17 protein-coding genes are annotated in these 24,759 nt (G+C 37.4%); 2 read left to right on the forward strand and 15 right to left on the reverse strand.

What is annotated here, in order from left to right:
- Positions 1 to 16: 16 nt before the first annotated feature.
- The 9 genes from IWB64_RS08000 to IWB64_RS08040 all read right to left on the reverse strand — a co-directional run bounded on the left by IWB64_RS08000 (position 17) and on the right by IWB64_RS08040 (position 7,447).
- Complete coding sequence (locus tag IWB64_RS08000) at positions 17 to 421, reverse strand: OsmC family protein (protein WP_194533514.1); 405 nt, start codon at positions 419 to 421, stop codon at positions 17 to 19.
- A gap of 16 nt (positions 422 to 437) precedes the next feature.
- A complete protein-coding gene (locus tag IWB64_RS08005; RefSeq protein WP_194533515.1) occupies positions 438 to 944 on the reverse strand; it encodes a GNAT family N-acetyltransferase in 507 nt (168 codons plus the stop codon).
- A gap of 34 nt (positions 945 to 978) precedes the next feature.
- Entirely contained in the window at positions 979 to 2,556 is a 1,578-nt protein-coding gene (locus tag IWB64_RS08010; RefSeq protein ID WP_194533516.1) for an amidase, read from the reverse strand.
- 187 nt (positions 2,557 to 2,743) lie between these two features.
- Positions 2,744 to 3,478, reverse strand: coding sequence for an SDR family oxidoreductase (locus IWB64_RS08015; RefSeq protein WP_194533517.1), 735 nt, complete (start codon positions 3,476 to 3,478; stop codon positions 2,744 to 2,746).
- 22 nt (positions 3,479 to 3,500) lie between these two features.
- Positions 3,501 to 4,301, reverse strand: coding sequence for a haloacid dehalogenase type II (locus tag IWB64_RS08020; protein WP_194533518.1), 801 nt, complete (start codon positions 4,299 to 4,301; stop codon positions 3,501 to 3,503).
- Between the two features lie 52 nt (positions 4,302 to 4,353).
- Positions 4,354 to 4,956 (reverse strand): TetR/AcrR family transcriptional regulator, encoded by a 603-nt coding sequence (locus IWB64_RS08025; RefSeq protein WP_194533519.1) that lies wholly within the window; start codon positions 4,954 to 4,956, stop codon positions 4,354 to 4,356.
- A 190-nt stretch (positions 4,957 to 5,146) separates the two neighbouring features.
- Positions 5,147 to 5,749 carry a DUF1684 domain-containing protein gene (locus tag IWB64_RS08030; protein WP_194533520.1) on the reverse strand — a complete coding sequence of 201 codons (603 nt, stop codon included), beginning with the start codon at positions 5,747 to 5,749 and terminating at the stop codon, positions 5,147 to 5,149.
- A 99-nt stretch (positions 5,750 to 5,848) separates the two neighbouring features.
- Positions 5,849 to 6,499 (reverse strand): hypothetical protein, encoded by a 651-nt coding sequence (locus tag IWB64_RS08035; protein WP_194533521.1) that lies wholly within the window; start codon positions 6,497 to 6,499, stop codon positions 5,849 to 5,851.
- Positions 6,500 to 6,544: 45 nt separating this feature from the next.
- A complete protein-coding gene (locus tag IWB64_RS08040; protein ID WP_194533522.1) occupies positions 6,545 to 7,447 on the reverse strand; it encodes a metallophosphoesterase in 903 nt (300 codons plus the stop codon).
- Between the two features lie 115 nt (positions 7,448 to 7,562).
- Between IWB64_RS08040 and IWB64_RS08045 the strand changes: the two genes are divergently transcribed.
- On the forward strand, positions 7,563 to 9,941 hold the full coding sequence (locus IWB64_RS08045; protein ID WP_194533523.1) for a GAF domain-containing protein: 2,379 nt from the start codon (positions 7,563 to 7,565) through the stop codon (positions 9,939 to 9,941).
- Here the strand turns inward: IWB64_RS08045 and IWB64_RS08050 are convergent.
- Positions 9,938 to 11,140, reverse strand: coding sequence for a Pycsar system effector family protein (locus IWB64_RS08050; RefSeq protein ID WP_194533524.1), 1,203 nt, complete (start codon positions 11,138 to 11,140; stop codon positions 9,938 to 9,940). The genes IWB64_RS08045 and IWB64_RS08050 overlap by 4 nt on opposite strands.
- A 12-nt stretch (positions 11,141 to 11,152) precedes the next feature.
- Here IWB64_RS08050 and IWB64_RS08055 point away from each other — a divergent pair, with 12 nt between their 5' ends.
- Positions 11,153 to 14,905, forward strand: a complete 3,753-nt coding sequence (locus IWB64_RS08055) for a metallophosphoesterase (RefSeq protein WP_194533525.1) — start codon at positions 11,153 to 11,155, stop codon at positions 14,903 to 14,905.
- A 16-nt stretch (positions 14,906 to 14,921) separates the two neighbouring features.
- Here IWB64_RS08055 and IWB64_RS08060 read toward each other — a convergent pair whose 3' ends face one another.
- Genes IWB64_RS08060 through IWB64_RS08080 form a run of 5 tightly spaced genes read right to left on the reverse strand, consistent with a single transcriptional unit; the run spans position 14,922 to position 24,758 of the window.
- Positions 14,922 to 15,788, reverse strand: coding sequence for a hypothetical protein (locus IWB64_RS08060; RefSeq protein ID WP_194533526.1), 867 nt, complete (start codon positions 15,786 to 15,788; stop codon positions 14,922 to 14,924).
- Between the two features lie 33 nt (positions 15,789 to 15,821).
- Positions 15,822 to 16,727, reverse strand: coding sequence for a GyrI-like domain-containing protein (locus IWB64_RS08065; protein ID WP_194533527.1), 906 nt, complete (start codon positions 16,725 to 16,727; stop codon positions 15,822 to 15,824).
- A 5-nt stretch (positions 16,728 to 16,732) separates the two neighbouring features.
- A complete protein-coding gene (locus tag IWB64_RS08070) occupies positions 16,733 to 18,085 on the reverse strand; it encodes a vanadium-dependent haloperoxidase (RefSeq protein ID WP_194533528.1) in 1,353 nt (450 codons plus the stop codon).
- Between the two features lie 7 nt (positions 18,086 to 18,092).
- Entirely contained in the window at positions 18,093 to 21,398 is a 3,306-nt protein-coding gene (locus IWB64_RS08075; RefSeq protein ID WP_194533529.1) for a VCBS repeat-containing protein, read from the reverse strand.
- Positions 21,399 to 24,758 carry a VCBS repeat-containing protein gene (locus tag IWB64_RS08080; RefSeq protein ID WP_194533530.1) on the reverse strand — a complete coding sequence of 1,120 codons (3,360 nt, stop codon included), beginning with the start codon at positions 24,756 to 24,758 and terminating at the stop codon, positions 21,399 to 21,401.
- Between the last annotated feature and the right edge of the window lies 1 nt (position 24,759).

The raw sequence follows: 24,759 nt of genomic DNA on the forward strand, positions 1-24,759 counted from the left end.
AGAATCAGATTACTTTTTATTCTGATACTTTTTGAACTTCACCCTTTATAGAGCAAGATAGTTTAACCGTATTATATATGGTTCCAAACTTTTCAATGTTCTTTTTTAATAAGTCAATATTTAGGCTTTCGTCTTGACTGTATACTTTCAGAACGTAATTGATATTATCCATTCTTGGAGGTTTCTCTAAACGCGTGGCTCTTACCAAAATCTCAGCAGTGGTATACTCAAAATTCATCAAAATAGAAAAACGCTCCACGTTTTTAAGAATACAAGAAGAGAATGACCCTAAAAATAATTCGGCTGGGTTTGGTAAACTATCCTCTGTTTCTGGGGTAATTCCAAAACTAATTTCAGATTGCTTAATGTCTATTAAAGCATTAGCTTTTGAAGATGAACGTGATGCTATCGAATATTCCATAACTTGAATACTAATGTTATTTAACCCCTTTCTTCAACTTAACCCAAAGGTAATCATCTATTATTTTATTGTTTTTGAATGCTGCATTTCTTTTAATGCTTTCTAAAGTAAAATCATTCTTTTCCAGAACACGCATAGAGGGTTTGTTGAATTCAAAAACGCCAGCTTCTATTCTTACGATATCAAAAGTACTGAAAGCATAATCGGTCATTAATGCTATGGCCTTGGTGGCAATTCCATTACCCCAGAAAGGCTCACCTATAAAATATCCCATTTCGGCACTTAATCTAAAAACATCTTTTTTAATATCTATTCCTATTTCGCCAACAAAAACACCTTTCCAATAGATTAATTTTCTTTCCGCAGGACTCTTTTTAAGTTGAATAGCTATAAACTCTTCGGCATCCTTTAAAGTAAACGGATTAAGAACTTTATCATAACCATTATCAAAAATAATGGGGTTGTTTCTGAATTCAGTAAACTGTTCGGTAATATCCGTTTGATAGTTTTTTAATTCTACCATGCACATTGAATATTTAAACTGACTTGCATTTCAATTAATCTAGTTTTCCGTTAGTAGGGGCCTTTTGCAAGTTAGGTGTTTTTCTGTGTTTTGTTCCTTGTTCGTAAGAATATGCCAAGCCTATTAATATGGGTTCATCATACATTCTACCCAAGAATTGAAGTCCGGCTGGTAAGTTTTTGGCCGTAAAACCCATAGGAACCGTAAAGGCTGGTTGACCGGTATGCGGACTAATAATTTGATTATTATCTCCTAAATATTCTTCTTGGAAGTGGTCAATTCTTGCAGGAGGATTGTTCCAAGAAGGATACACTATTGCGTCTAGTTCTAAAGAATCCATTACATTTTCTATGGCTTCGCGAAAAGCAACCCTACGGGTATCTGTGTAGGCATCTAAACAAGGAATTTCTGAATCTTCCCATCTGCCGGTATGCTCGGCATTTCTTAATAATCTTTCTTTTGCAAATTCAGAAGTACTTCCTGCTTTAATAATATCTTCAATGGTTTTTATAGAATCATTTTTTACGTAGCTGGCCAAAAAGCCTTCAACATCTTCCCGAAATGGAGCGCACCACTGGTTTTCTTTCAAACTAGCGAAACCGGGTACAACTACAGAATCCACAACAGTAGCGCCAAGAGAATCCAGTTCTGAAAGTGATTGTTCAAACAACGTTTTAATTTCGGGGTCAGGGTCATTGTCACTTAATTCTCTTAGGACACCAATTCTAGCGCCAACAAGTGCATCCTTTTTAAGGAACTGAGTGTAACTAGTAGGTATTTTGCCTTCTGAGTTTTTGGTAAGCGGGTCATCTGAATCATACCCAGCAATAATTTCTAATACTTTGGTGGCATCTTCAACGGTTCTGCACATAGGGCCAACCACATCATTTCTTAAATAAAGCGGAACAATGGCACTTCTACTGACTAATCCCAATGTAGTTCGGAATCCTACTAATGAATTATGAGAAGAAGGTCCGCGAATAGAATTCCCGGTATCTGTACCCAGGCCGATAGTGCCAAAATTAGAAGCAATGGATGCACCTGTTCCACCACTTGATCCCGCGGGAACGTAATCTGTATTATATGGATTTCTTGTAGTTCCGGCTGTTGAACTTTCTGTATGCATGGGGCTAAAGGCCCATTCTGCCATGTTAGATTTGGCAATAATTATGGCACCGGCTTCAACAAGCTTTTTAATTATAAACGCATCTTCCTCAGGTATGAAATCTTTTAAAGCCAATGAGCCAGCTGTTGTTGGAAGACCAGCAGTGTTAATATTGTCTTTTACAATTATTGGAATTCCGTGTAAGGGGCGTAAAATGCCAGTCTCCTTATATTCCTTATCAAGGGCTTCAGCAACCTGAAGCGCTTGCGGATTTAGTATGGTGATCGCATTTATGGTGCCGTCAAAATCTTTGATTCTTTGTGTATATGCCAGAACCAATTGTTCACTATTAAAAGAACCTTCTTCATATGCCTTGTGAATATCTGAAACGGTTAATTCAGATAGCTCTATAGCTTGATTGTCTGTTTGTGTGGTCTTTTGTTCTTTACAACTATAGAGACCTAATGTTAATACTACCAGTAAACAGAAAACTTTAGTTTTTATCATATTCGGGTTTTGTATAAATAGTTTCGGATGCTCTGCGCATAAAAAAAGGTCATCTCGTTACAGATTAACGAGATGACCCTAAGTTAAATAATAAACCAAAAGTTCCTTTATGAATTTCAGAATAGGATACTAAAATTATTAGGTTGATTTATTTTTGGATAGTTTTTTACTTAATACACAGTATAATTTATACCAATGCTCCATTTGCACCTATAACTTGGCCTGAAATCCATTTAGAATCATCACTCGCTAGAAATAACGCAACTCGTGCAATATCTATAGGTTTTGCCAATCGGTTGAAGGCGTTCATAGAACTTAGTTTGTCAATGGTTTCTTGCGATTTTCCTTTCATGAACAAATCTGTTTCAGTAGCGCCTGGTGCAAGAGCATTTACAGAAATACCTCTACCTATTTCTTTTGAGAAAACACGAGTCATTTGCTCTACCGCTGCTTTGGAAGCCGAGTAAAGTGCGTAGGTAGGAAACATGAGTTTAACGGTACTTGATGATATATTAATGATAATACCATTATCGGCCAGCTTGGCATCTGCTTCTTTTAGGGTATTAAAAACGCCTTTTACGTTAATATCGAATTGTTTGCTAAAATCTTCTTGCGTATTGTCTTTTAATTTTTTTGAAATCATAACGCCCGCATTATTGATCAACACATCAACCTTACCATAAGTTTCAATGGCTTTGTCAAACAATTGGGTTACTTGAATTTCGTTACTCACATCAGCTTTTACTGCAATGGCATTGCCACCGTTGCTATGTATAGTTTTTACGGTGTCTTTGGCTTCATCTTCACTGTTCGAGTGGTTGACAATTACTTTAGCTCCATTTTTGGCCAACAAAATTGCAATTTCTTTTCCTATGCCTCTTGAGGCTCCCGTTACGATGATTACTTTGCTTTCTAGTTTCATAATAGTCAATATGTTATTTTGTTTATTTTAGGGCAATCAACTTTTGAGCTATGGGAGTTAAGTTTGGCTCAATAATTTCAGGATTGGGAGCCAACGGATATAATTGTGCGCCAGGTCTACTGACAAATGCGCCTCTCCAGTTAGCCCAAAGAGCACCTGCAATATCCCAACCATGGGCAGCAACCAACATACATTCGTTGGGCCGTATTCCCATTTTTCTTGCGGCCCAATCATAGGCATCTGCATCTGGTTTAAATTTACCCATATCTTCAATGCTCAAGCGTTCATCAAAATAATCAAGCAAACCGGCATTGGTAAATTGAGTCTCAACACCTTTGTTTGAAGAATTGGTAAAGGACACCAATTTATACCCGGCATCTTTTAATTGTTGAAGCGCAGGTTTTACATCTGGATGGGCAGGTAAGGAACGAATAGGACCTAAAATCGCTTCTCTTGCTTTGTCTTCAGTTAATGTAATGCCGTTGTTGGCTGCTACTATTTGTAAGGCCGCTGCACCAATAATTCCAAAGTCATTGTATTGTCTTCCTACGGTAGTAACTAAAGAGTATTGAAGCATAGTAGTAAACCATAAAGGTAAAAGATCACTGCGGTTTCCTAATACAGCTCCAACACTCTCTTTCATGGCTGTTAGGTCAAGTAGGGTTTCGTTTACGTCAAAAAATAGCACCTTAGGTCTAATTTCACTGCCTGTAATAAATGGCTCTGCAGACTTATTTGCTGCATTACCGAACTGGGGTATTGTTGCGCCAGCTAAACCAAGTACAGTTGTTTTTCTAATAAAATCTCTTCTGTTGTTCTTCATAAATTAGTAATATTTAAAAACATTCTTATAGGTATGTTTTGGGGTAAAAAAATTAAGCTTCTATTTGTGTTAGGTACAAGGTGAGTCCTGATAAATATTCGTCTAGAATTGAATCATCATTGTAAAGTTTTCTGATGCCCCGTATGCCTTCAAATGCACTTATTAAATACACTGCTACGGCTTGGCTAGAAATATTTTTGTGGATAGTGTTCTCTCTTTGACCTCTTTCAATTAAGAGAATTAAGGCCGATTTCCATTTTTCAACAATACTTTTTAAAGCTATTTGATAGGTTACTTCAAAATCACCTATTTCATTAATGAAATTATTCATGGGGCAACCATGTTGCTTATCATAGAACGAAAAGGATTTTAAGCGGTGTATAAAAGTTTTTTCCAAAATCTTAAGTGGATTTCCATCGCCATATAGTGGTAAAATCATACTGTCGCAAACTCGCTTTTCAACTTTTAGGGCAATAACAGCTAAGCCTAATTCTTTCTTGTTTTTATAATGATGGTAGAATGCTCCTTTTGTAAGCTTGGTAGCTTTCATCACTTTATCAATACTTGTAGTCTTAAAACCATTCTCGTAAAAAATCTTAAATGCCTTATCAACAATGATTTGTTTCGTAAGTTCAGACTTTAGCTCTTGTTGCATTTAGTAAAGGTATTCAAAAAAATACCATGTTGAATGTTTTTAACTTAATGTCAACATCTTTTGCATTTAGGTTGCTCTCTGCAATCCTGTAATAGTTGTGCTGTTTGAGTCAGCTCTTTTATAAACAACACATATTCGTGTAGCATTTAGACCTTAATAAATCTATTTCTGGCTATAGTTGAAATAGGGACTATTTTTTCACTGCTTTCACTCCGGCTTCAATTTTTACATCAAGGTCATTTTCCTTTGGCGGAATAGGGCAGGAGCTATAATTGTTGTAAGCGCAGTAGGGGTTGTAAGCCTTATTGAAGTCGATAGTAATTTGGTCTGACTCCGGAATTCTTAGATCAATATATCTTCCGCCACCATAAGTTTCCTCTCCGTTGGTCTGATCTGTAAACGGAAGGAATAAATAATCCTTAAATTCTTCAGTTTGCCGTAGACGATGGCTTTGGTAGATGGTTAATTTGCGTTGTTTGCCTTCTATCTCAAAAACAACTTCCCCATATTTTTCATAGGTAGGAGTTCTATTAGTTGTTGTTTTCATTTGAAACGGCAATGGGTCTAGAATCCTTGTGAATTTTGCCTCCACGCGGAATGTTTCATTTATGGGATAAAAGTCATGGCCCGTAAATTTCTTCTGTTCCCTTCTGCTTAAAGGCGACTTTTCAGGGTTTTTGAATTCTGTATTTAATTCCTCTTGAAATGCTTTGATTTCTTCTGTATGGGACTTGTTTTGTGCAAACAACATGGTGTTTGTAAGTAGCAGAACCAAGGCAATTGTTGTTTTCATGTGGATTTATTTACTTCGCCAAACTAAGATATAAAAACCCCTTTAAGTAAGGGTTTTCATTTATTGTTTTATTAAATATACGCCTCACGGTATACTAAATTACTCTCCAAGCTCCGTAATCTTCTGTTCGTAAAGCTTCTTGCTTTCTACCACGGCAACATTTAATTCTTGCATAATACCTTCGACACGGCCTTCTATGCTTTTCATTTGGTCATTAATATTATCAAAAGAATTAAGGGCGGCAGCTACTTCTAGGGCTTTTACTACTTCTACGGCATCACCGTGTAAGAGTTTCAATTTATCTATTGCTTTTGATGTATTGGTCAATGTGCCGTTATACTTCGTACGCGCTTTTTGAATGGCACTCAAAAGCGTTTTTTTGCTGGTTTCGTCGCTAAGGCTATTGGTCTGTTTTTCCATAGCAGTAAAAAGATTGGAGGCTTTTTCTTTTAAGTCTTCATATTCTTTGTTAAGATTATTTACACGACGGTCTACTTTTTCCCAATCGCCATATACTTTAGCAAATTCTTTATCCTCATTTTTAGTATCCTCTAAAGCAGCTTTTAGTGCGCTTAGAGATTCTAAGCCTTTGTTTACATTCTTATTGGCAGTTTCTTTTTTGCTTTCAAAAGTAGATACTTGACTTTTGAATTTGTCTTTTAAGCGAATAAGGTCTTCGGGGCTTTTGTCTTTCCAACATGAAGTCAGTACAAGCGCTGTAAGGGCAATAAATAGTGTTTTCTTAAACATGTAATGTAATTATTAGTTAATGGTGCGGTAAAGATACGTATTCTTCTAACTTTTTGTTTTTTGGTAGTCCGTCAACTTTTGAGGACCTTCCAGTAAAACACGTACTACACGAAGTGTGCCATCATCTGTGGTAGATATTTGCCATTTTATAAGTGAAATACTTCCTTTCTCAATTTCAATACCGGTTATGCTTCGTGGATGAACACAGCTACCATCATTAAAAAAGGGAATGTCTCCGGGCTCGGGAAAGCGTGGCCGGTGGGTATGACCAACTATGGTGATTAAAAGGTTGTTTTTTAGTATCCACTTTTTAATACGGCGTTCTATTTTTATAAGTTCCTTATAGTTCTTAGCCGGACTAGTAGGATCTGCAATGCCCCACACCTGTAGTGGTTTCCATAGTGCACGCACTAAAAAGCGGCTCCAGCGCCAAAAGGTATAGTTCCACCAATCTGCCTGATGGCCGTGGGTCAGGAAAATTTTTTGTTCGGTATTTTTATGCTGCAGTATAATACCCTCATGATAGGTAATGCCTTCAAAAAGTTCTTTAGATTCCCCGTCTATAGGTTCAAAATAGCTGCTTAGATTCTTTTTTACATAATCTGGGTCTTTATAGACCATGTCATGGTTTCCCCATATCATATGAAGTCTGCGACCTAAATGATATTTTCGCAAAAGCTCATAAACATTCTTGTGGGCCTGAAAAATAGATTCAAAAAATCGGTTTTCCCAAAGCTCGTCGCCATCGCCTATTTCGCAATAATCAAACCCATTTTTATAATAGAAATTTAGGGCATGAAAGTAGATATTTCGGTTGTTTGCGAAGTCATCGGCAAAACTATTGTCACCCCTGTGGCAGTCACTAAAGAGGATAAATTTCGATTCATCGTCAAAAGGTACCGTTTTGGCAGTTTGGTACGCTTTGGATAACCTTGTATTGGACGACATATCGTAAATTTGCATAAATATCTAAAAAAAGCGTTGAAGGGCATAAAGATTGCCTTAACAATACAACATTTTATTTTGTAACTTTAAGAGGGTATTTAAGACTGATGAGATGAGAATGGAGAAAAACTACGAAGCAGATTTACCAATTACCCAGCTAATAAGCTTTAATAAGCTTATGGAGCAGTATGATGTCATGGCTAAAAGTGACAATTTCACTGAGGCGGAGAAGGCGCAGCGTATTTTAAAGGCAGCAGAACCGTATCCTGAACTTCGTGATGGTTTTAATGATGTTTCTTTACTTAAAAAGCATAAGAACATTATTCATTTCATTTTACAAGATATCTTCCCACAGGTTGTAACCAATAATGAGATAAAGACCGCTTCTTTACCTTATAATGATGTAATCTTTAATTCCTCTAAGCGGTTTAAAAGAATATTGAAAGATGCAGGTGGTGAGAATTTTATTCCACAAATGCGGAATCTACCTGAGCACCAAATGTACATTGTGGCGTGTACGGTAATTCTTAATTTTCACTATGGTTTCAATTTTGATTTTAAGAGACCATTTTTTTATGATCTTCCCGATAAGAATGGCGTAATGCGTCATTATAGAATCTTGTACAATGCAGATTTCATGGAAATTTTGCCTACAGATACGGCAAAGGAGCTTACCCAGAAAGATGTTGATGAATTGCTAGATAATTTTGATAATATAGAGCTTTGGAAGGAAAAAATTCCGCCACATAGTTTTGTGTCAAAAGGTTTTGTCATTTCCAATATGTTTGATGTAACTGCAGAACATTCTATCTCAGAAATAAAATCTAGCCTGATTGCTAATGACAAGCGCAGCAGTGATAATTTCATGAGCGATTTGCAGGAAACTTTTAGATCTTTCTTCAATTCACCAGATATTAAGGTGGGCTTTGTGGAGTATAATCCTAAAGAGAATCGTTTTGAAAAAGTTTTTGCAAATGGTATGGAGAGTTTTCTTTTGGGAGATAAAGACGCTCTACATTGTACAACAGCCTTATGTAAAAGTTCATACAGCAGATTATTAGATCAGAATAATTATTTTGCTATTTCAGATGTAGATCGTCATTACGATATTTCTGGAGGAATGGCTCTCTATGATGGTCTTAGGGAAAAAGGTATAAAAAGTGCTATTCTGGCGCCTATTGCAGATAATGGTGGTCTTTTAGGTGTATTGGAGCTTGTAGCATATGAGCCCAATGTATTGAATAGTGTGAATGCCAATAAATTAGAAGACGTAATGCCTTTTATTGTATCGGCAGTATTACGAACTAAAGCAGAGGAAAGTAACCTGATTGATGCAGTTATTCAAAATGAATGTACATCGGTTCACGATTCCGTATACTGGCGTTTTGAGCAAGAAGCCAAACGTTTTGTTAAGGATAATTCAGAAGGTAGGAGTGCTACTTTTAAGGAAATTGTCTTTAAAAATGTGTACCCGTTATATGGTCAAATAGATATTAAAGATTCATCTCAGGCACGTAACACTGCAATTCAGCGCGACTTGATGATTCAACTTTCTACTATAAATAAAGTGCTTGAAACTGCATGGCAGCATAGTAAGTTACCTATTTATGAAGAGTTGATGTTCAGGGTGAATAATCATATGGACAGCATTAAAGAAAGCCTGCACACTAACAGCGAGCAAGCTATTTTTAATTTTGTAATGGATGAAATAAATCCTGTGTTCTCTCATTTGAAAAAATCTGATAATGAGTTGAATAATTTGATTCTTTCTTATGAGTCTTCCGTAGATATGGGAACAGATTCCTATTATGATCACAGACGTAATTATGACGAAAGTGTTACGCGAATCAATATGAGATTGGCTTCGTTGATCGATAAGAAGCAAAAGAATGCGCAAGGTATGTTTCCGCATTACTTTGAGCGGTATAAGACGGATGGTGTTGAGCACAACATGTACATTGGTAATGAGATTGTAGGTGATCAAGAATTTGATATGCTCTATCTCAATAACCTTCGCTTGTGGCAGTTACAGGTTATGTGCGAGATGGAAAATGCACATTATGCTTTAAAGCCTAAATTAGCTGTGCCTTTAGACGTGGCTTCATTAGTTTTGGTTTATAGTACGTCACTTTCAATCCGTTTTAGAATGGATGAAAAGCGTTTTGATGTAGACGGCACGTACAATGCGCGATATGAAATTATCAAGAAACGTATAGATAAATCTTATATAAAAGGAACCGATGAGCGTTTAACGCAGGCTGGTAAAATGGTCATTGTCTATTCTCAGAAAAAAGATGAGCTAGAGTACCTCAGATACATTACTTTTCTTCGCTCTAAAGGCTACTTTACCGGTAAGGTAGAGATTGTTGAATTAGAGGGACTACAAGGCGTAAGCGGACTAAAAGCTATACGGGCAGACATTCTTTACAAAACTAAAGATAACAACCAGGAAAAGACGTACACGTACGAAGATCTTATGAATGAATTAAAGGCTTAGGTAGGTAATTCAATGATTCTTTCTGGGCCGTAGAATTTTAGGGCTACAAAAAATGCAATTACAGATAACGTCATTCCAATCATAAAGACGGTATACGTCCAACGTAATAGTTTGTACTTTCTATCTAATACTAGACCTAAAAAGTAGAGGTCTTTCGTTAAGGAATCGTACACGTATTTTTGGTCTTTAATCAATTCTTGAATGGCCCATTCGTAATCCTCAAGTTTCATTTTATGAAAGTTGCCAAAAAACAATAGGTTCACTTTCTTTTTAATGACATCATCTTTGGAAAACTCACCACTAGTAACATTAGGTCTTGTTGCCAATACGGACATGATCATAGAGGCTACACTAAAGAGAACAAAAATACCTGCAGGAATCACCAAATAATCGTTTGATGGATTATCTAACTTAGGAATAAGATTGGAAAGCATTAAAGAAATGATAATCGCATTTACAGACAAAAGAATGTTTGCCTTGGTATCTGCAATGTCACTCAGTTTTAAGTGATTTCGCATGGTAACGCGGAACATGGTCTGTATACCTCTCTCTGGGCTTTGGTTTTTAAGCTGAATTTTTAATTCTTCTTTTTTACGAGTCTTCTTTTGTTTCTTGTCCCGCTTTACTAATTTTTTAAGGTTATTGTCTTTTCCTTCTTGCCAGTTTTTTAAGGCATAGTCCGTATAAAAACGATGTTCTGTTTGGAACATTTTAATGTTGGTCCGGCGCCATTCCTTAGTTGAAATTTCGGCAATGCCTAATAGCTGCAATTCTTCTCGCAACATTTCACAGGTCTCGGGATAACTAGATCGTGCCAAGTGAGAGGAATCAGCATCTCTCATGATTTCTTCCATCAAGTTTTGAGGTTCATAGCCTCGTTTGGTAGCCATAATCAGACTGCAGACCGTTTCAATAGTTAGTGGTTCGCAATTTTGCTTGGTAAGAAATTCCTTTGCTATAACACAGCTGCTTTCCTCGTGATTTTCTGAGCCTTTTGTATAACCCGTGTCATGAAGCCACGCAGCAAGTGTTATTGCGTCACTATCAATGGCGTTTAAGTTATAATAATCAAGCAATTCTTTAGTACTTTTGACAACTCGCTGGGTATGCCTAAGATTATGATACAAATAGTTGGTATCTAATTCTTTGACTAGCAGGTTAATTGCAAATTCTTCGGTTTTCGATAGTAAATCCGGCATGAAAAATTATTTATGGTTCCAAATTACAAAATATTGAGAGTGAATAGTGTTCTATTTCGTAAACATTTTGCACTAGTAGCATTGTTGGCTCTGTTTTCAGGTTGTGCTACCTTTAAAACAAAGTATGCAAACGAAGAAGGTAAAATAGATGTTCCTACTACAAAAGAAGTTTCACACACGTTTTATCTTATAGGAGATGCGGGTTTATCTCCTATGGATGGAATGAACGACGCGCTTAAAATTTTTAAAGATAAATTAGACAAAGCGGATAAGAACAGTACTGCACTATTTTTAGGGGATAATATTTATCCTGCAGGTCTTCCTGATCCTATAGATTCTACTGCTGCCTATATTTTGGCAAAAAATGATTTGGATGCCCAATTAAAGACTTTGGCAGATTTTAAAGGGAAGCCCATTTTTATACCAGGCAATCATGATTGGTATACGGAAGGATTGGTAGGTCTAGAGCGAGAACAAGATTACATTCAGGAAAAGTTAGATAGTAAAGATGTTTTTTTTCCCGAAGATGGTTGTCCTATAGAAACAATAGAGGTAAATGATGATGTAACTATTATAGCAATAGATACGGAGTGGTACTTGACCAATTGGAACAAGCGCCCAGATATGAATGACAAGTGTGATATTAAGACCAGAGATAAATTCTGGTTGGAGCTTGAGGATAAAATTAAAGATAATAGACAAAAAACTACGGTCATAGCTATGCACCACCCAATGTTCAGTTATGGAACGCATGGTGGGCAATATACGTTTAAGTCGCATTTCTACCCCAAAGGGAAAATAGGGCCGTTGCCTATTCTTGGAAGCTTTATAAATGTTTTGAGGAGAACAACTGGTGCGTCTATAGAAGATATGACCAACAAGAGGTATACTGAGCTAAAAAAGCGTTTGTTGACTTTGGCTCAGTATTCAGAAAAAGTGGTATTGGCTTCAGGACATGAGCATACACTTCAATATATAGTAGAAGAAAATACACCACAAATCGTAAGTGGGTCCGGTGCTAAGACGGGAGCAACAAATTTATTGAACGGCAGTAAGTTTTCAACAGGAGAAAGAGGTTACGCCACTTTAGAGGTGTATACAGATGGTTCATCACAAGTGCGTTTCTTTGGAGTGGATGCTAATAAAAACGAAGAGTTTTTGTATACGTCTCAGGTTTTACCTCCAAACAGGACGTTCTCTGAGGATAAGTATCCTGATACATTTCCGGCTACGGTAAAAGCTTCGATTTATTCGGAAGATGATGTGGATAAAAGCGGATTTTTTAAATTTCTGTGGGGCGAGCGTTATCGTAAATATTATGCAACAAAAGTAGAAGCTCCAACGGTAAATTTAGATACCCTTATGGGAGGTTTGGTTCCGGTTCACAAAGGAGGTGGGCATCAGTCCAAATCATTACGATTAAGGGATAAGGATGGTAAAGAATTTGTCATGCGAGCCCTTCATAAAGATGCGGAACTGTATTTACAGGCTATGGCTTTTCAAGATCAATTTGTAATGGGTGATTTTGAGAACACCTACACAGAAAATCTTCTTCTTGATTTTTATACCGGCTCTAACCCATATGGGCCTTTTACAACTGGAGTTTTATCTGATGCAGTGGGTCTATATCATACTAATCCGGTTCTATACTACGTGCCAAAGCAACCAGCGTTAAAGGAGTACAACCAATCTTTTGGGGATGAACTTTATATGATAGAAGAGCACGCAGGAGATGGTCACGGAGACTTAGAGAGCTTTGGTTATTCCAATGAACTAAAGAGTACGGATAGCATGCTTGAAGATTTACGTGATGACGAGAAGTACTCTGTAGATTCTGAAATGTATTTAAGAGCAAGACTTTTTGATATGGTCATGGGAGATTGGGACCGTCATGTAGATCAATGGAGATGGGCGGAGTTTGAGGATAAAGAAAATGACAAAATACTATACCAACCCGTACCAAGAGATCGCGATATGGTCTATTCAAAACATGGGGATGGCTTCTTTATGAACTTGGCCACGAGAATTATACCCGGCTTACGTTTAATGGAAGGTTTTAATGAAGACATAAGAAATGTAAAAGGCTTCAATTCTTCACCAAAAACCTATGTGCTGGATATGGCTCTTTTAACGCAGACCACACCACAAGAATGGCAAGAACAGGCCAAATTTATTCGTGAGAATCTTACTTCCGAAGTTATTGACAAAGCATTTATGCATTTTCCTGAAGAAGTTAGGGATGAGACGGTAGATGAAATAAAGAGTATACTCTTGGCTAGAGCAGCCAATATTGAAGAAACTGCCCGAATTTATTACGGAGTTTTAAATAAGTACGCGGTAGTTGTAGGTACGGATAAAGATGATTGGTTTGAGGTGAATATCTTAAATGATAGGGAAACCGAGGTTAAAGTATATAGAAATATAAAAGGCGAAAGGGAGAAACTGTTCTTTAAAAAGGTTTTTAATAAAAGTAGTACTAAAGAAGTATGGGTGTACGGTTTGGATGATGATGATATTTTTGAAGTAAACGGAGATGAAAGAAGTGCCATTAAGATGCGTTTGGTAGGAGGGCAGAATAATGATATCTATAGGGTAAATGAAGGTGGTAATATTGCCATTTATGATTATAAAACTAAAAAGAACACCATAGAAGAACTTAGTGGAGCTAAGTTAAAACTAACGGACGACTACAACACCAATAACTACTTGCCTTTGCAAATACGAAACTCGGTGAATCAAATTATTCCAACTATTGGTTATAACCCAGATGATGGGGTTAAAATAGGATTCAGTGATATCTATACTTTTAACGGTTTTAGACAAAATCCTTTTACACAACAGCATAAGCTAGATGCTTCATATTATTTTGCAACCAGTGGTTTTGAATTAGGGTATAGCGGTGAGTTTGCTCATATTTTTGAAAATTGGAACTTGCATTTTGGAGCCCGTTTTACGAGTCCGAACTTCGCTATTAATTTCTTCGATTTTGGGAATAGTACCGATAATTTTGATGACGATTTAGGTTTGGATTATAACCGAGTGCGTTTGCAGACGCTTAAGTTTGCGCCCGCTTTGGTTTGGCGAGGAGATTTAGGCGCAAAATTTAAAGCAGGTGTTTCGTACGAGTCTATTGAGGTAGAAGAAAGTGATGATAGATTCATTAATACCTATTACCAGGCCAATGGTGAGGAAACTGTAAATAGGTTTGTAGGTGTTGATGCGGAATATTCATATGCCAATTCGGACAATGCGGCATTCCCAACTATGGGTATGTCTACTTCTCTCTTAACAGGATATAAAAGAAGTACAGAGAACGGGAATGCTTTTGGATACATCATACCAAGCTTAAGTTTTGATTATAAATTGATACCTAGCGGTAGATTGGTTTTGGCAACAAAATGGAAAGCACATTTTAATATTGGCGATGATTACGAATTTTATCAAGGAGCTAGTATAGGTGGTTTAGATGGGTTAAGGGGTTTTAGAAACCAAAGGTTTACCGGTAAAAAATCGTATTATCAGAATACGGACATCCGCTATAGTCTTAGAAAAATAAAGACGCAATTACTACCATTGGCCATGGGGCTTTATGGTGGTTTTGATTATGGTAGAGTTTGGTTGCCAAAAGAAAATTCCAAAGATTGGCATACCTCTTACGGAGGTGGTTTTTTCCTAAACGGAGCAGATATTGTTACGGCACGTTTAGCACTTTTTAATAGTGATGACGGACTTCGCTTTTCTTTTGGACTAGGTTTTGGGTTTTAACGGCTAGGAGAAAAACCTATTTAAGCACATATTCGTAAAGGTCTCTACCTTCTCTTTTTGTTTCCTCATCAGAAAGTAGAAGTGTGTTGTTGTCTAAAAAACTAATGGATTCTAACTGAGTGCGGACCAATAAATCAATCTCTGTTCGGTTACTTTCCGGTAAATTCTCCAAGTCAAAATCAGTAATGGTCCAAATTTTTCCAGTGCTCAATAGAACCACGGTTTTTCCATCTGGAGAAATATCAGCGGAAGAAATTCTACAGGTATCCCAATCATCACACATGGTCATCTTGCCCAGATACTCTGCATCATAATCTCCTGGGGTATCAGGAACTCTATAAACAAGAGAAACACCAGTAAAAGGTCTTGTTCTGTTTTTAGTGAAAATATAGAGGTAATTATTGTAGTGAAAAAAAGCTTCCGCATCGTAAAGTCGTTCGCTCTTTTTAGGAGGGAAATGCTTTTGTTGCGGATATTTAAAAGTTATTTTTTCTGCAGTGATGTGATCTCCGCTTTCTAATTCTGGGTTGGGCAGTTTATAAATAACAAGGTTTTTTCGATCAATTTCATTATTACCAAAATCACCAATATATAAACTACCTTTTTTGTCTTCAGTAAGGTCTTCCCAGTCGTGGTTTTTGGCGTTTTTTACTTTTAGTTCCCTTAAGACGTTTCCTTCATAATCTACTTGGGTAATGACATCATCATTACCACTATCTTCTATAAACCAAGCAGAATCCTTTGTGTAAGTAGCTATGCCGGAATTCTCTTTAAGGCTTTTTGGTAGTTTGGTCACATAGGTTAGTTGACCGTGATTAGCACAGCTATAGAAAAGAAACAGTACTACAACTTTAAGAGAAATTATTTTTGCTATTGATTTCATTGGGATGCGTTTTAATGAATACAAAGGTAAGTTCTATTCCGATTTTTGTACTTGTATCGGCATAAAAATTTCGGCTTCCCATTCTAATTCATTTCCACCCATATTCGGATTGGTGTGAAAGATTTCCAAAGGCTCTTTTGTAACTTTAATTTCGTTTTTATCAGCGTAATCAAGCAATGCGTACCAGGCACGGTCAGAAGTTAAGTAATTACCATTATATACCGCTTTGATGGCTTTTCTCTCTTGAATTTCTTTATAGATAAGTTCTTCGGCTTGAGGAAGGCTATCTGTTTTAATTATAGGAAAACAAAAGTTGTAGGCAATGCTATCATTTCGTGTGTTCCATTGCTCTACTTCTACTAGAGGTCGTCCATCAAGTTCAATACTGTTTTTAGCCATTAAACCACTTAACCGCGAGTAGTGTTCCATCATTCCTTTTACTTTTTCCAATTGCGTATTTTTTAAAGGAATACAGGCACAGTACTTTTTAGGAATAACGGCTTCGCCAATAATTGTTGTTTTAAAATTAGAAAGATGGCTTTTTAGAAGGGAGTAAACTTCTTTTACAGTGCTTTTTGAACGTTTTTCAAAATCAGTATCGGAAAAGGGGAGAAGTATTCTGTTTTTTAAGCTATTCTCGCTATCCGTAACATACACTTTTACTTGCGAAATGGAATCGTTCAGTGGGACAATTTTCCAATTGAAAGAAAGGGTCGTATCGTTTAAAATAATTGTATTAGTAAAATCCGATAAGCTCTTTTGCTCTTGAAAATTGGCATTACCTTTTTGGCTCGCCCAAAATTTGACAATCTGGTTAACCGTTCCAGATGATGCCTTCGTGCGAAACCGAACCACATAATCCTGAGGCATAATAAAGAGATACCAAATTAACCCCACTACCAATAGAGCGGATACAACTAGCACAGATTTTTTGGTCATGAACCTTAGTTTTGAGCTGTTGCGTTATTTGTTGCCATGTTAAGGTTGTCAACTACAAACTTACCAAGGTCCCTTCCTTGCTTTACACCTACTTCTACAGCAGCACGGTAGTGAATACCACCGTACATACGGCTAATTGCTGCTTCGTCTGCTGCTTGTTTAAAAGAGGTGAAACTACGAATAGGTAGTCCGTAAGGTATTTCGGTATCATCATCAAAAGCAAAGTCATCACCAAATACATCTGTTAACGCAACTGATGCAGCTCCTGATACAACACTATGTCCACTTGTATATTCTGGAAATGGTGGTGTCTGCAAAACCGGCTTCCAGCTATCGTCTATATGTTGATTAATCAAAGTTTCTGGGCGAATAAGGTTACTTCGGTATTTCTCGTCCCAACAACTGATAAAAGCATCTGCCATTGCAATGGACGCTTTGGTGTAAGCGTATAAAGATTTGCGGAAATCACTTTTAGTTTTACGTGCTGCTATTTTTGCTATACCCATCCAGTGTGCACCTGGGGTAATTTTTTTGGTAGCGAACATCAAATGGCCACGTGTAACTGAAACATAAGGGTTACAATCCCAAAACTGGGCAATCTGGATTTCTTCGGAAGCATCACCTTCTTCGGTAATTCTATTACTGATATCGTAAACTTCTTTAAGTTCTTTATAAAAAGGGGAGTCCTCTTCAAGTGAAAACGCTGGTGGCGGAATTGGCATAAATTGAGAAGCGGAATCAATTACAAAAGTCCTGATTTTATTCCAATGAGGTTCAATACCGTCCATATAAGCAGGAGGTGTAGGCTGCCATCTTGTTTCATCATCTGCATCTACCGTGAATTTTGGCATCGTCCGTGTTTGTGCATAGTTGTCTTCTTTCATCCAAGCAGCTATATGGTCTGCTACTTGCATGCCGTATTCTTTTGAGCTGGTAAACAGAACAGGGTTCTTACCTTCCCAAATTGTATAGAGGCTATCACGGAGCATTTCCATACGATCTTCTGAAAAGATTAATTTCTTACTAAGCTCCATATGGGCCACCATGGCGGCAAGGTCATAGTTTACAGTATTAGTAGTGTCTGGCGAAGGAATGGCTGTAAGGCCATTAAGTTGCCCTGCTAAAGAGGTGTAATTATCGTCTGCCATAGCAACGATTTCATAAGCAGCAATATTTGGATAAGCAAAAATTCTACTGGCTACAGGAGGGGAAAATATATCGTGAATCATAATATCCGTTACCTGGTTTATAGAAGCATCAAGATCTTCTGGGGTAATGGTTATAGGTTCTTCTTTTTGTGGAGCTTTACACGAAATCGCAAAAATAAGCGATAGTAATACGGTAATAATTTTGTTCATTTGTTCTCTATTTTCTTTTCAGTAGGTAGACCTGTGCACTGGCATTATTTAAAGTTACCAAGAGGTATTTTTCTCCTTTTAGGTCAAGAATATTTAAATGTCTGACTGATTTTTGGCTAAGGTCTAGACCTATTTGAGCGCTTAAAATTACATTATTTTCACCTTTAACCAAGGCTCCTCCAAAAGAATCGAACCTCCCGTGATAAGGTTTAACACCAAAATAGTTTCCAGCAGTCAGAACCTCTTCTTTTCCGTCACCATCAAAATCATAAGAGAGCATAGTCATAATGGGTGAAACTTGCAGTTCGTTTTGAAAAGGCACAAAACTAAAATCACCGTTTTCATTTTTTAAATATCCCGAACGCAATTCCTGAACTTCTAGAATTTCCGCTTTTTCTAAGACATCCTTGTCTAGTATTTGTTCTATTGAGGAACCAGCGAAAGAAGCATAAGTGTTGAACTTCTTTTTAAGAAAAACCAGTTGAGATGAAAGTCCATCCAAGCCTTCTATTGGATAGTATTTACCTTCTTTCTCAATAGTAGTTATAGTCTCGGTTTGTCTGTTTTTATCAAAATCGCCGTAGTACATTTTCATAGGATGTTCCGCAGATGCTTTAAACTTGGTATTTGTGCCCCAATTACCCAGTAAGTAATCTGTATCCCCATCATTATCTATATCAAAAGGAACTATGCTTTGCCAGAGTCCGTTTAGGTCTTTTTGTATCATATTAACCTTGCTCAGTTTGCCTTTAGTATTCTTGAAAAAAGTGGGTGACATCCATTCACCAATCACGATGAGGTCTTTTGTGCCGTCATTATCGAAATCGGTCCAAATGGCATCGGTGACCATACCTAAACTGGTAAGCGATTTCTCGTTTTTATTTGTAAAAGTACCGTTGTCGTTTATGAGTAAAACTGATTCAGGGACTTTTCCGAAGTCATTTGAAATAGCTTGACCGCCAACGAACAAATCAAGGTCTCCATCTCCATCAAAATCATAGGGAGCTAAAACGGATGTGTTTTGAAAGCTTTCTGGTAGGGTAGCTGTGTCAAATCCATTATTGCTTTGTATATAATACGAGTCTAGTAAGGCTGCCATTTTATTATAAAAATCACCTCCACCTGCACCAATAACTAAGTCATTTTTCCCATCCGAGTTAAAATCCGAAATTACTGCTGATACGTCTTCCTTTATAGAATCTTTAGTTATTTGAGCAATATGAAATGGTACGAATGCAGAATCATTTTGTATATAGATTTGTGAAGGAATGTATTTTGACCCTCCAAAGAAAATATCGTCCTTACCGTCTCCATTTAAATCACCGATGGCAGTGGCAGGCCCGCGGTCTGATATCTGATAAGGAATAAGTTTTTGACGATTGAAATCCGTGTAATTATCCTCAACGTGACTAAAATTAATCCCTAAATTGTTTTCGGTCTTTTCAAATATTGGTTTTTGATGGGGCAGCAAACTAGTATAGTCAAACTTTGCTGTATTCTCTGGCTTTACAATCACCGTTTGGTTAGTAGCGACATCTCTAAGTGTCTGATAAGAGCCATCGGGCCAAACCACTTTTATGGAGTCTACTTGAGTTATTTCTCCATATCCAAAATGAATTATTGGTTCCGAAGAAGCCTGAAAACCTCTAACCGTATACAGTTCTTTATATTGTAATTTGCCTTTTGCATAGGAGAAGGCCTTGGTTCCTAAGCCAAATGTGTTTTTATTTTTGTATTGAATTTTTAATTTGAGATAGTTTGATTTACTATCTGTTTTGTTGATGTAGAGTGAAGCGGTACCATTAAGGTTGTTTGTTACCAAATCTAAGTCCCCATCATTATCAAGGTCGCCCATGGCCGTAGCTCCAGAAACTAAGGTGTCTTTTGACATCCATTGGCCAGATTGGTCTTTAAAAATCAAAACGTCAGAACCTTTAAAAACGTAATTATGGATATTTCCAGTCGGCATTTTGTCTAAAGCTTGCTGATCCATAAGCTTGGTGTTGTTCATCTTATTTTGAATCTGCTCACTACTCACAAAATTGATAAAATCAAGGTCGTTAGGCCTTTTAGGTATACCGTTAGATATGAACAAGTCTTGTTCGCCATCTTGGTCATAATCGCCAAAAAGAGCGCTCCAGCTCCAATCTGTAGCAGCTACACCGCTCATAAGTGCCGTTTCTAGATAAGTGCTGATTTGCTGATTAATGTTCAGCATGTTTCTAGTAAACTGATATCCGTAGCCATACCGTTCTGTGCGTAATCTTTGGGTTTGCACATTATCATCCCCTTCAGAGGATTTTAGTACGTTTTCATCCTGCGGTAGCATATCTAAAGAAATCAAATCTGGCCAACCGTCATGGTTAATGTCCGCAACATCATTACCCATGGAAAAGCGGGAGGTATGACCAAAAAACTGCTTTGAGCTCTCGGTGAAAGTACCGTCGCCATTATTTAGATAATAATAATCATCTTCATGAAAATCATTACCTACGTAAATATCAGGATAACCGTCTTGGTTAAAATCGGAAACTGCCAATCCTAATCCGTATCCATTCACACCTCCGTAAATGCCTGCGGCCTCGCTTACATCCGTAAACTTGTCTCCATCGTTACGAAGTAGTTTGTCTCCTGTTTGATAGTTGCGTTTCAGGCGTAAGTCTGCTTTTCCAAAAGATTCTTGGGTGTGCACGGCATGGTTCAGGAGGTACATATCTAAATCCCCATCCATATCAAAATCCAGAAATGCCGCATTAGAACTGTACGAATCAAAATCAAGTCCGTATTTGGTTGCACTTTCGGTAAATGATCCATCACCATTGTTCAAAAACAGTTCGTTATAACCGTTAAAACCGTTAATGCCCACTACGGCACAAACATAGATATCCAAAAGCCCGTCTCCGTTTACGTCGCCCATGACTGAGCCTGTATTCCATGTACTGTTGCCTTCAATGCCAGCAGTCTTGCTAATATCTTCAAATTGAAGGTTACCTTTGTTGCGGTACAATTTGTTCTTCACTTGATTACCAGAAAAGAAAATATCAGGTAGCCCATCATTATCTATATCTCCAATAGCCACACCACCGCCATTATAGAAATAGAGGTAGTCTAAAATATTTAGGTCATTGGTTTCAGTAAGGGTATTCTTAAACGTGATACCTGTTTCTGAAGCAGGAGGATTGGTAAAAAGTGAGCCTTGCTTATCACCGCAAGCGGTAAAGATTATAAGCACAAGGGAAAGACAAATATGGGTGTATTTAAAATGCACAGGTAGTATATTTTTTCTTTGAAGTTGTTGCTTTTGTATGGGCATTTAGTCTATTGCATAAATTTTTGGTGCGCTATTATTTATGGCTGCAATGAGATAGATTTTGCCGTTTTTGTCTTTAAATTGTTTCAGGTGTTTGACCTCATTTTTAATAAAAAATCCACTGGTATTATAATCTTGCCATTTAAAGTTGAGATTTCCATCACCTAGAAGAACGTTCCCGTAGCTGCCATCCAAACGTGAATATTGAGGTTTAAATTCAAAATTGTTTCCGGCCATAATTAAATCTAGGTTTCCGTCTTTATTGACATCGGCACAACTAATACCACAAACGCAAGAAAGTTGAACGCGCGCAGGTAGTTTTTTAATAGTGAATTTGCCGCCACCTTCATTTATGGCAATTACGGATGACATTGTATTGGCTACCTTAACAATACTACGATCAAATATTTCTTTAGGGAAGAGTTCGTTTATTGTCTTTTTAGCATACTCGGAAGCTTTTAAGCTTTGCTTCTTTAACGATACAATTTGCCCGGTCAGTTCCTTTTTTTGATGGATGGGATAATCCTTTCCGTCAAACCCACGAGTAGTGATCTGTTCCAACGTTCCATTGTTGTCATAATCATTGATCCATAATTTCATAGGATGTTCTTTATCGGCTTCATAAGGAACGTTTGTGCCTTGGTTACCCAATACCAAGTCCATATCGCCATCATTATCTAAATCCACAGCTTCTACCGTATTCCACCAACCGTATAAGCTATCAAGCGTGGAAGGAAGCCGACTCAAGCGCCTACCTGAATTTCTATAGATATCAGGTCGTCCCCATTCAGATACCGTAAGTAAGTCTTTCCTATCATCTCCATCTATATCGGCCCAAACGGCATCAGTAATCATGCCTGCATCTTTCAGGTCGTATGCCAGCCTTTCGGTTGCATTTATAAACTTCCCGCTTCCTTGGTTTTCTAAAAATAGGTGATCAGGGTCAACACCGTAAGTACCTACAACACTTCTAGAACCTACAAATAAATCAATATCTCCATCCTGATCAAAATCGTAAGGTGAAATAACTGAAATGTTTTTAAAGGCCGAAGGCAGCTCTTCTTCAGATTTACTGAAATTACCTTTACCATCATTAAGATACAATCGCGGTTTATAGGTGTTTTCTTGGTTGATTTGGTTACCGCCAGTACCAACAACTAAATCTTGGTCACCATCACCATCCGAATCAAAAAATGCCGCTGCGGTATCTTCAAAATCGATATCAAAGTTCAATGGTTTTTTCGTCAGTTTCCCGTTTCCTGAATGCGTATATAATATGCCGGCTTGGCCGTCTGCTCCTCCAAGGAAGATATCTTCATTGCCATCGCCATTTATATCGCCTACTGCCAAAGCAGGACCTTCTTGCGATATGAGCTTAGAAATTAACCCCTCATAATCAAAATCTTGATAGGTGTCTTCTTTATGTGAGGCCAATTTTTGGCTAGTAATTTCGGTTAGCAATGTCTTTTTATTCGATTGCTTTTGTGGAACGTATTTTTCTATGGCATCTGATCTTTTTAAAATCAAAAGCTGGTCAGCGGAAACATTCTCTAATTTCTGTGTATAATCATCAGGCCAAATAACCCGTAAAGAATCTACAGTTGTGGTCTCGCCCAGACCAATATCCATCACATAATCTACGGAAGATTGAAAGCCTCGTGAGGGAATCAGTTCTTGCAAAACGATTTGGTCTTTGTAGTACATTTTAATACTGGCTCCCACCGCAAATGGGTTCTGGCCTTGACCTTCAAATTTTAATTTTATATAATGATTGTCGGTCAATTCATTAGTCCTGTTCTTATAAATGAACGACTGCATGTTTACGTTATTAACTACTAAATCTAAATCACCGTCATTATCAAGGTCGCCATAAGCCGCACCGTTAGATAGGCTGGGTATTTCAAAACCCCAGTCAACGGCGGCATTATCAAAAGTAATATCGCCGTTGTTGCGATAGGCATAGTTTGGTTGCGGAGCAATTGGCATTTTATTGATAATAGAATCTATGGATTCTTTTTTACCGGTTAAAGCCATTTTTTGGATAATCTCATTAGCAAAGAAATCTACGAAATCAAGGTCGGTAAGGTCATGGTTTACACCATTAGTGATATAAATATCGCGAAGTCCGTCATTATCCATGTCAAAAAGAAGTCCTGCCCAACTCCAGTCCGTTTTTGCCACGCCGCTATGATAGGCGATTTCAGAAAAAGAACCGTTTCCATTGTTTAATTGCAAGGTGTTTTGAATGTACTGCTGATAAAAATCTTTACTCTGTTTTAACCTGAAAATATTGTAGCCTTCAAACTCCATAACAGATTTTACGCGTTGGTCTCCCTCTGGGAGCATATCGGTAATAAAGATATCTGCATTACCATCATTGTTAATGTCTGCCATATCTATACCCATTGCAGAGAGGGATAAATGAGAGGTCCACTCTTTTATTTCTTCTTTAAAAGTGCCATCCTTTTGATTGATGTAGAGGTAATCCCGCTCATAAAAATCGTTGGAAACGTAGATATCCGGCCAAAGATCTCCGTTAATATCACTTACCATAACACCAAGCCCAAATCCTATTAGGCTACCATAAATACCTGCCTTTTCGCTTACGTCAGTAAATTTACCGTTGTCATTACGTAAAAGCATATCGCCTACTCCTCTAAAAATATGAGGCACGCCTTCCCAATCTTGTGCACGAACGCTGCGTTGCTCCGCATAGCCCAAACTACTAACAGGAATATTACTATTATTCAAGATGTAGGCATCTAAATCTCCATCTTTATCATAATCAAAAAAGGAAGCGTGTGTTGAAAAACCTGTTTCTGCAAGATTGAATTCCTTTGCTTTTTCAGTAAAAGTGAGGTCTCCGTTATTTATATAAAGGTCGTTATCATGGTTGTTGCCTTCCATGTTTCCGGCATTACTTACGTAGATATCTAAAAATCCGTCAGCATTAATATCAGCCATTACTACTCCTGTAGACCACGGTTTGTTACCTACAACGCCCGCTTTTTTAGAAATATCCTCAAATTTAAAATTGCCTTTATTCAGGTAGAGTTTATTTGGGCCCATATTGGCCGAAAGGTAAATGTCTGCCAAGCCATCATTATTAATGTCTCCAATGGCTACGCCTCCTCCGTTGTAAAAATTACGGTATTTAAAAATGTTGAAATTCTTTTCATTCTTAACAGAATTGATAAAATCAATACCCGTTTCATCTGCAGAAAGCATACTGAAAAGAGTTTCTTTTTTTGGGGTTTCAGGAGTTTCTTCCTTATTTTCAGAGTTGCATGAAACCATAAGGGCTATCATAAAAACAAACGCCCAAACGGAGCCATTAAAATCCTTGTTGGTTATTGATTGCATA

The sequence above is a fragment of the Zobellia nedashkovskayae genome, assembly GCF_015330125.1.
Classification (GTDB): domain Bacteria; phylum Bacteroidota; class Bacteroidia; order Flavobacteriales; family Flavobacteriaceae; genus Zobellia; species Zobellia nedashkovskayae.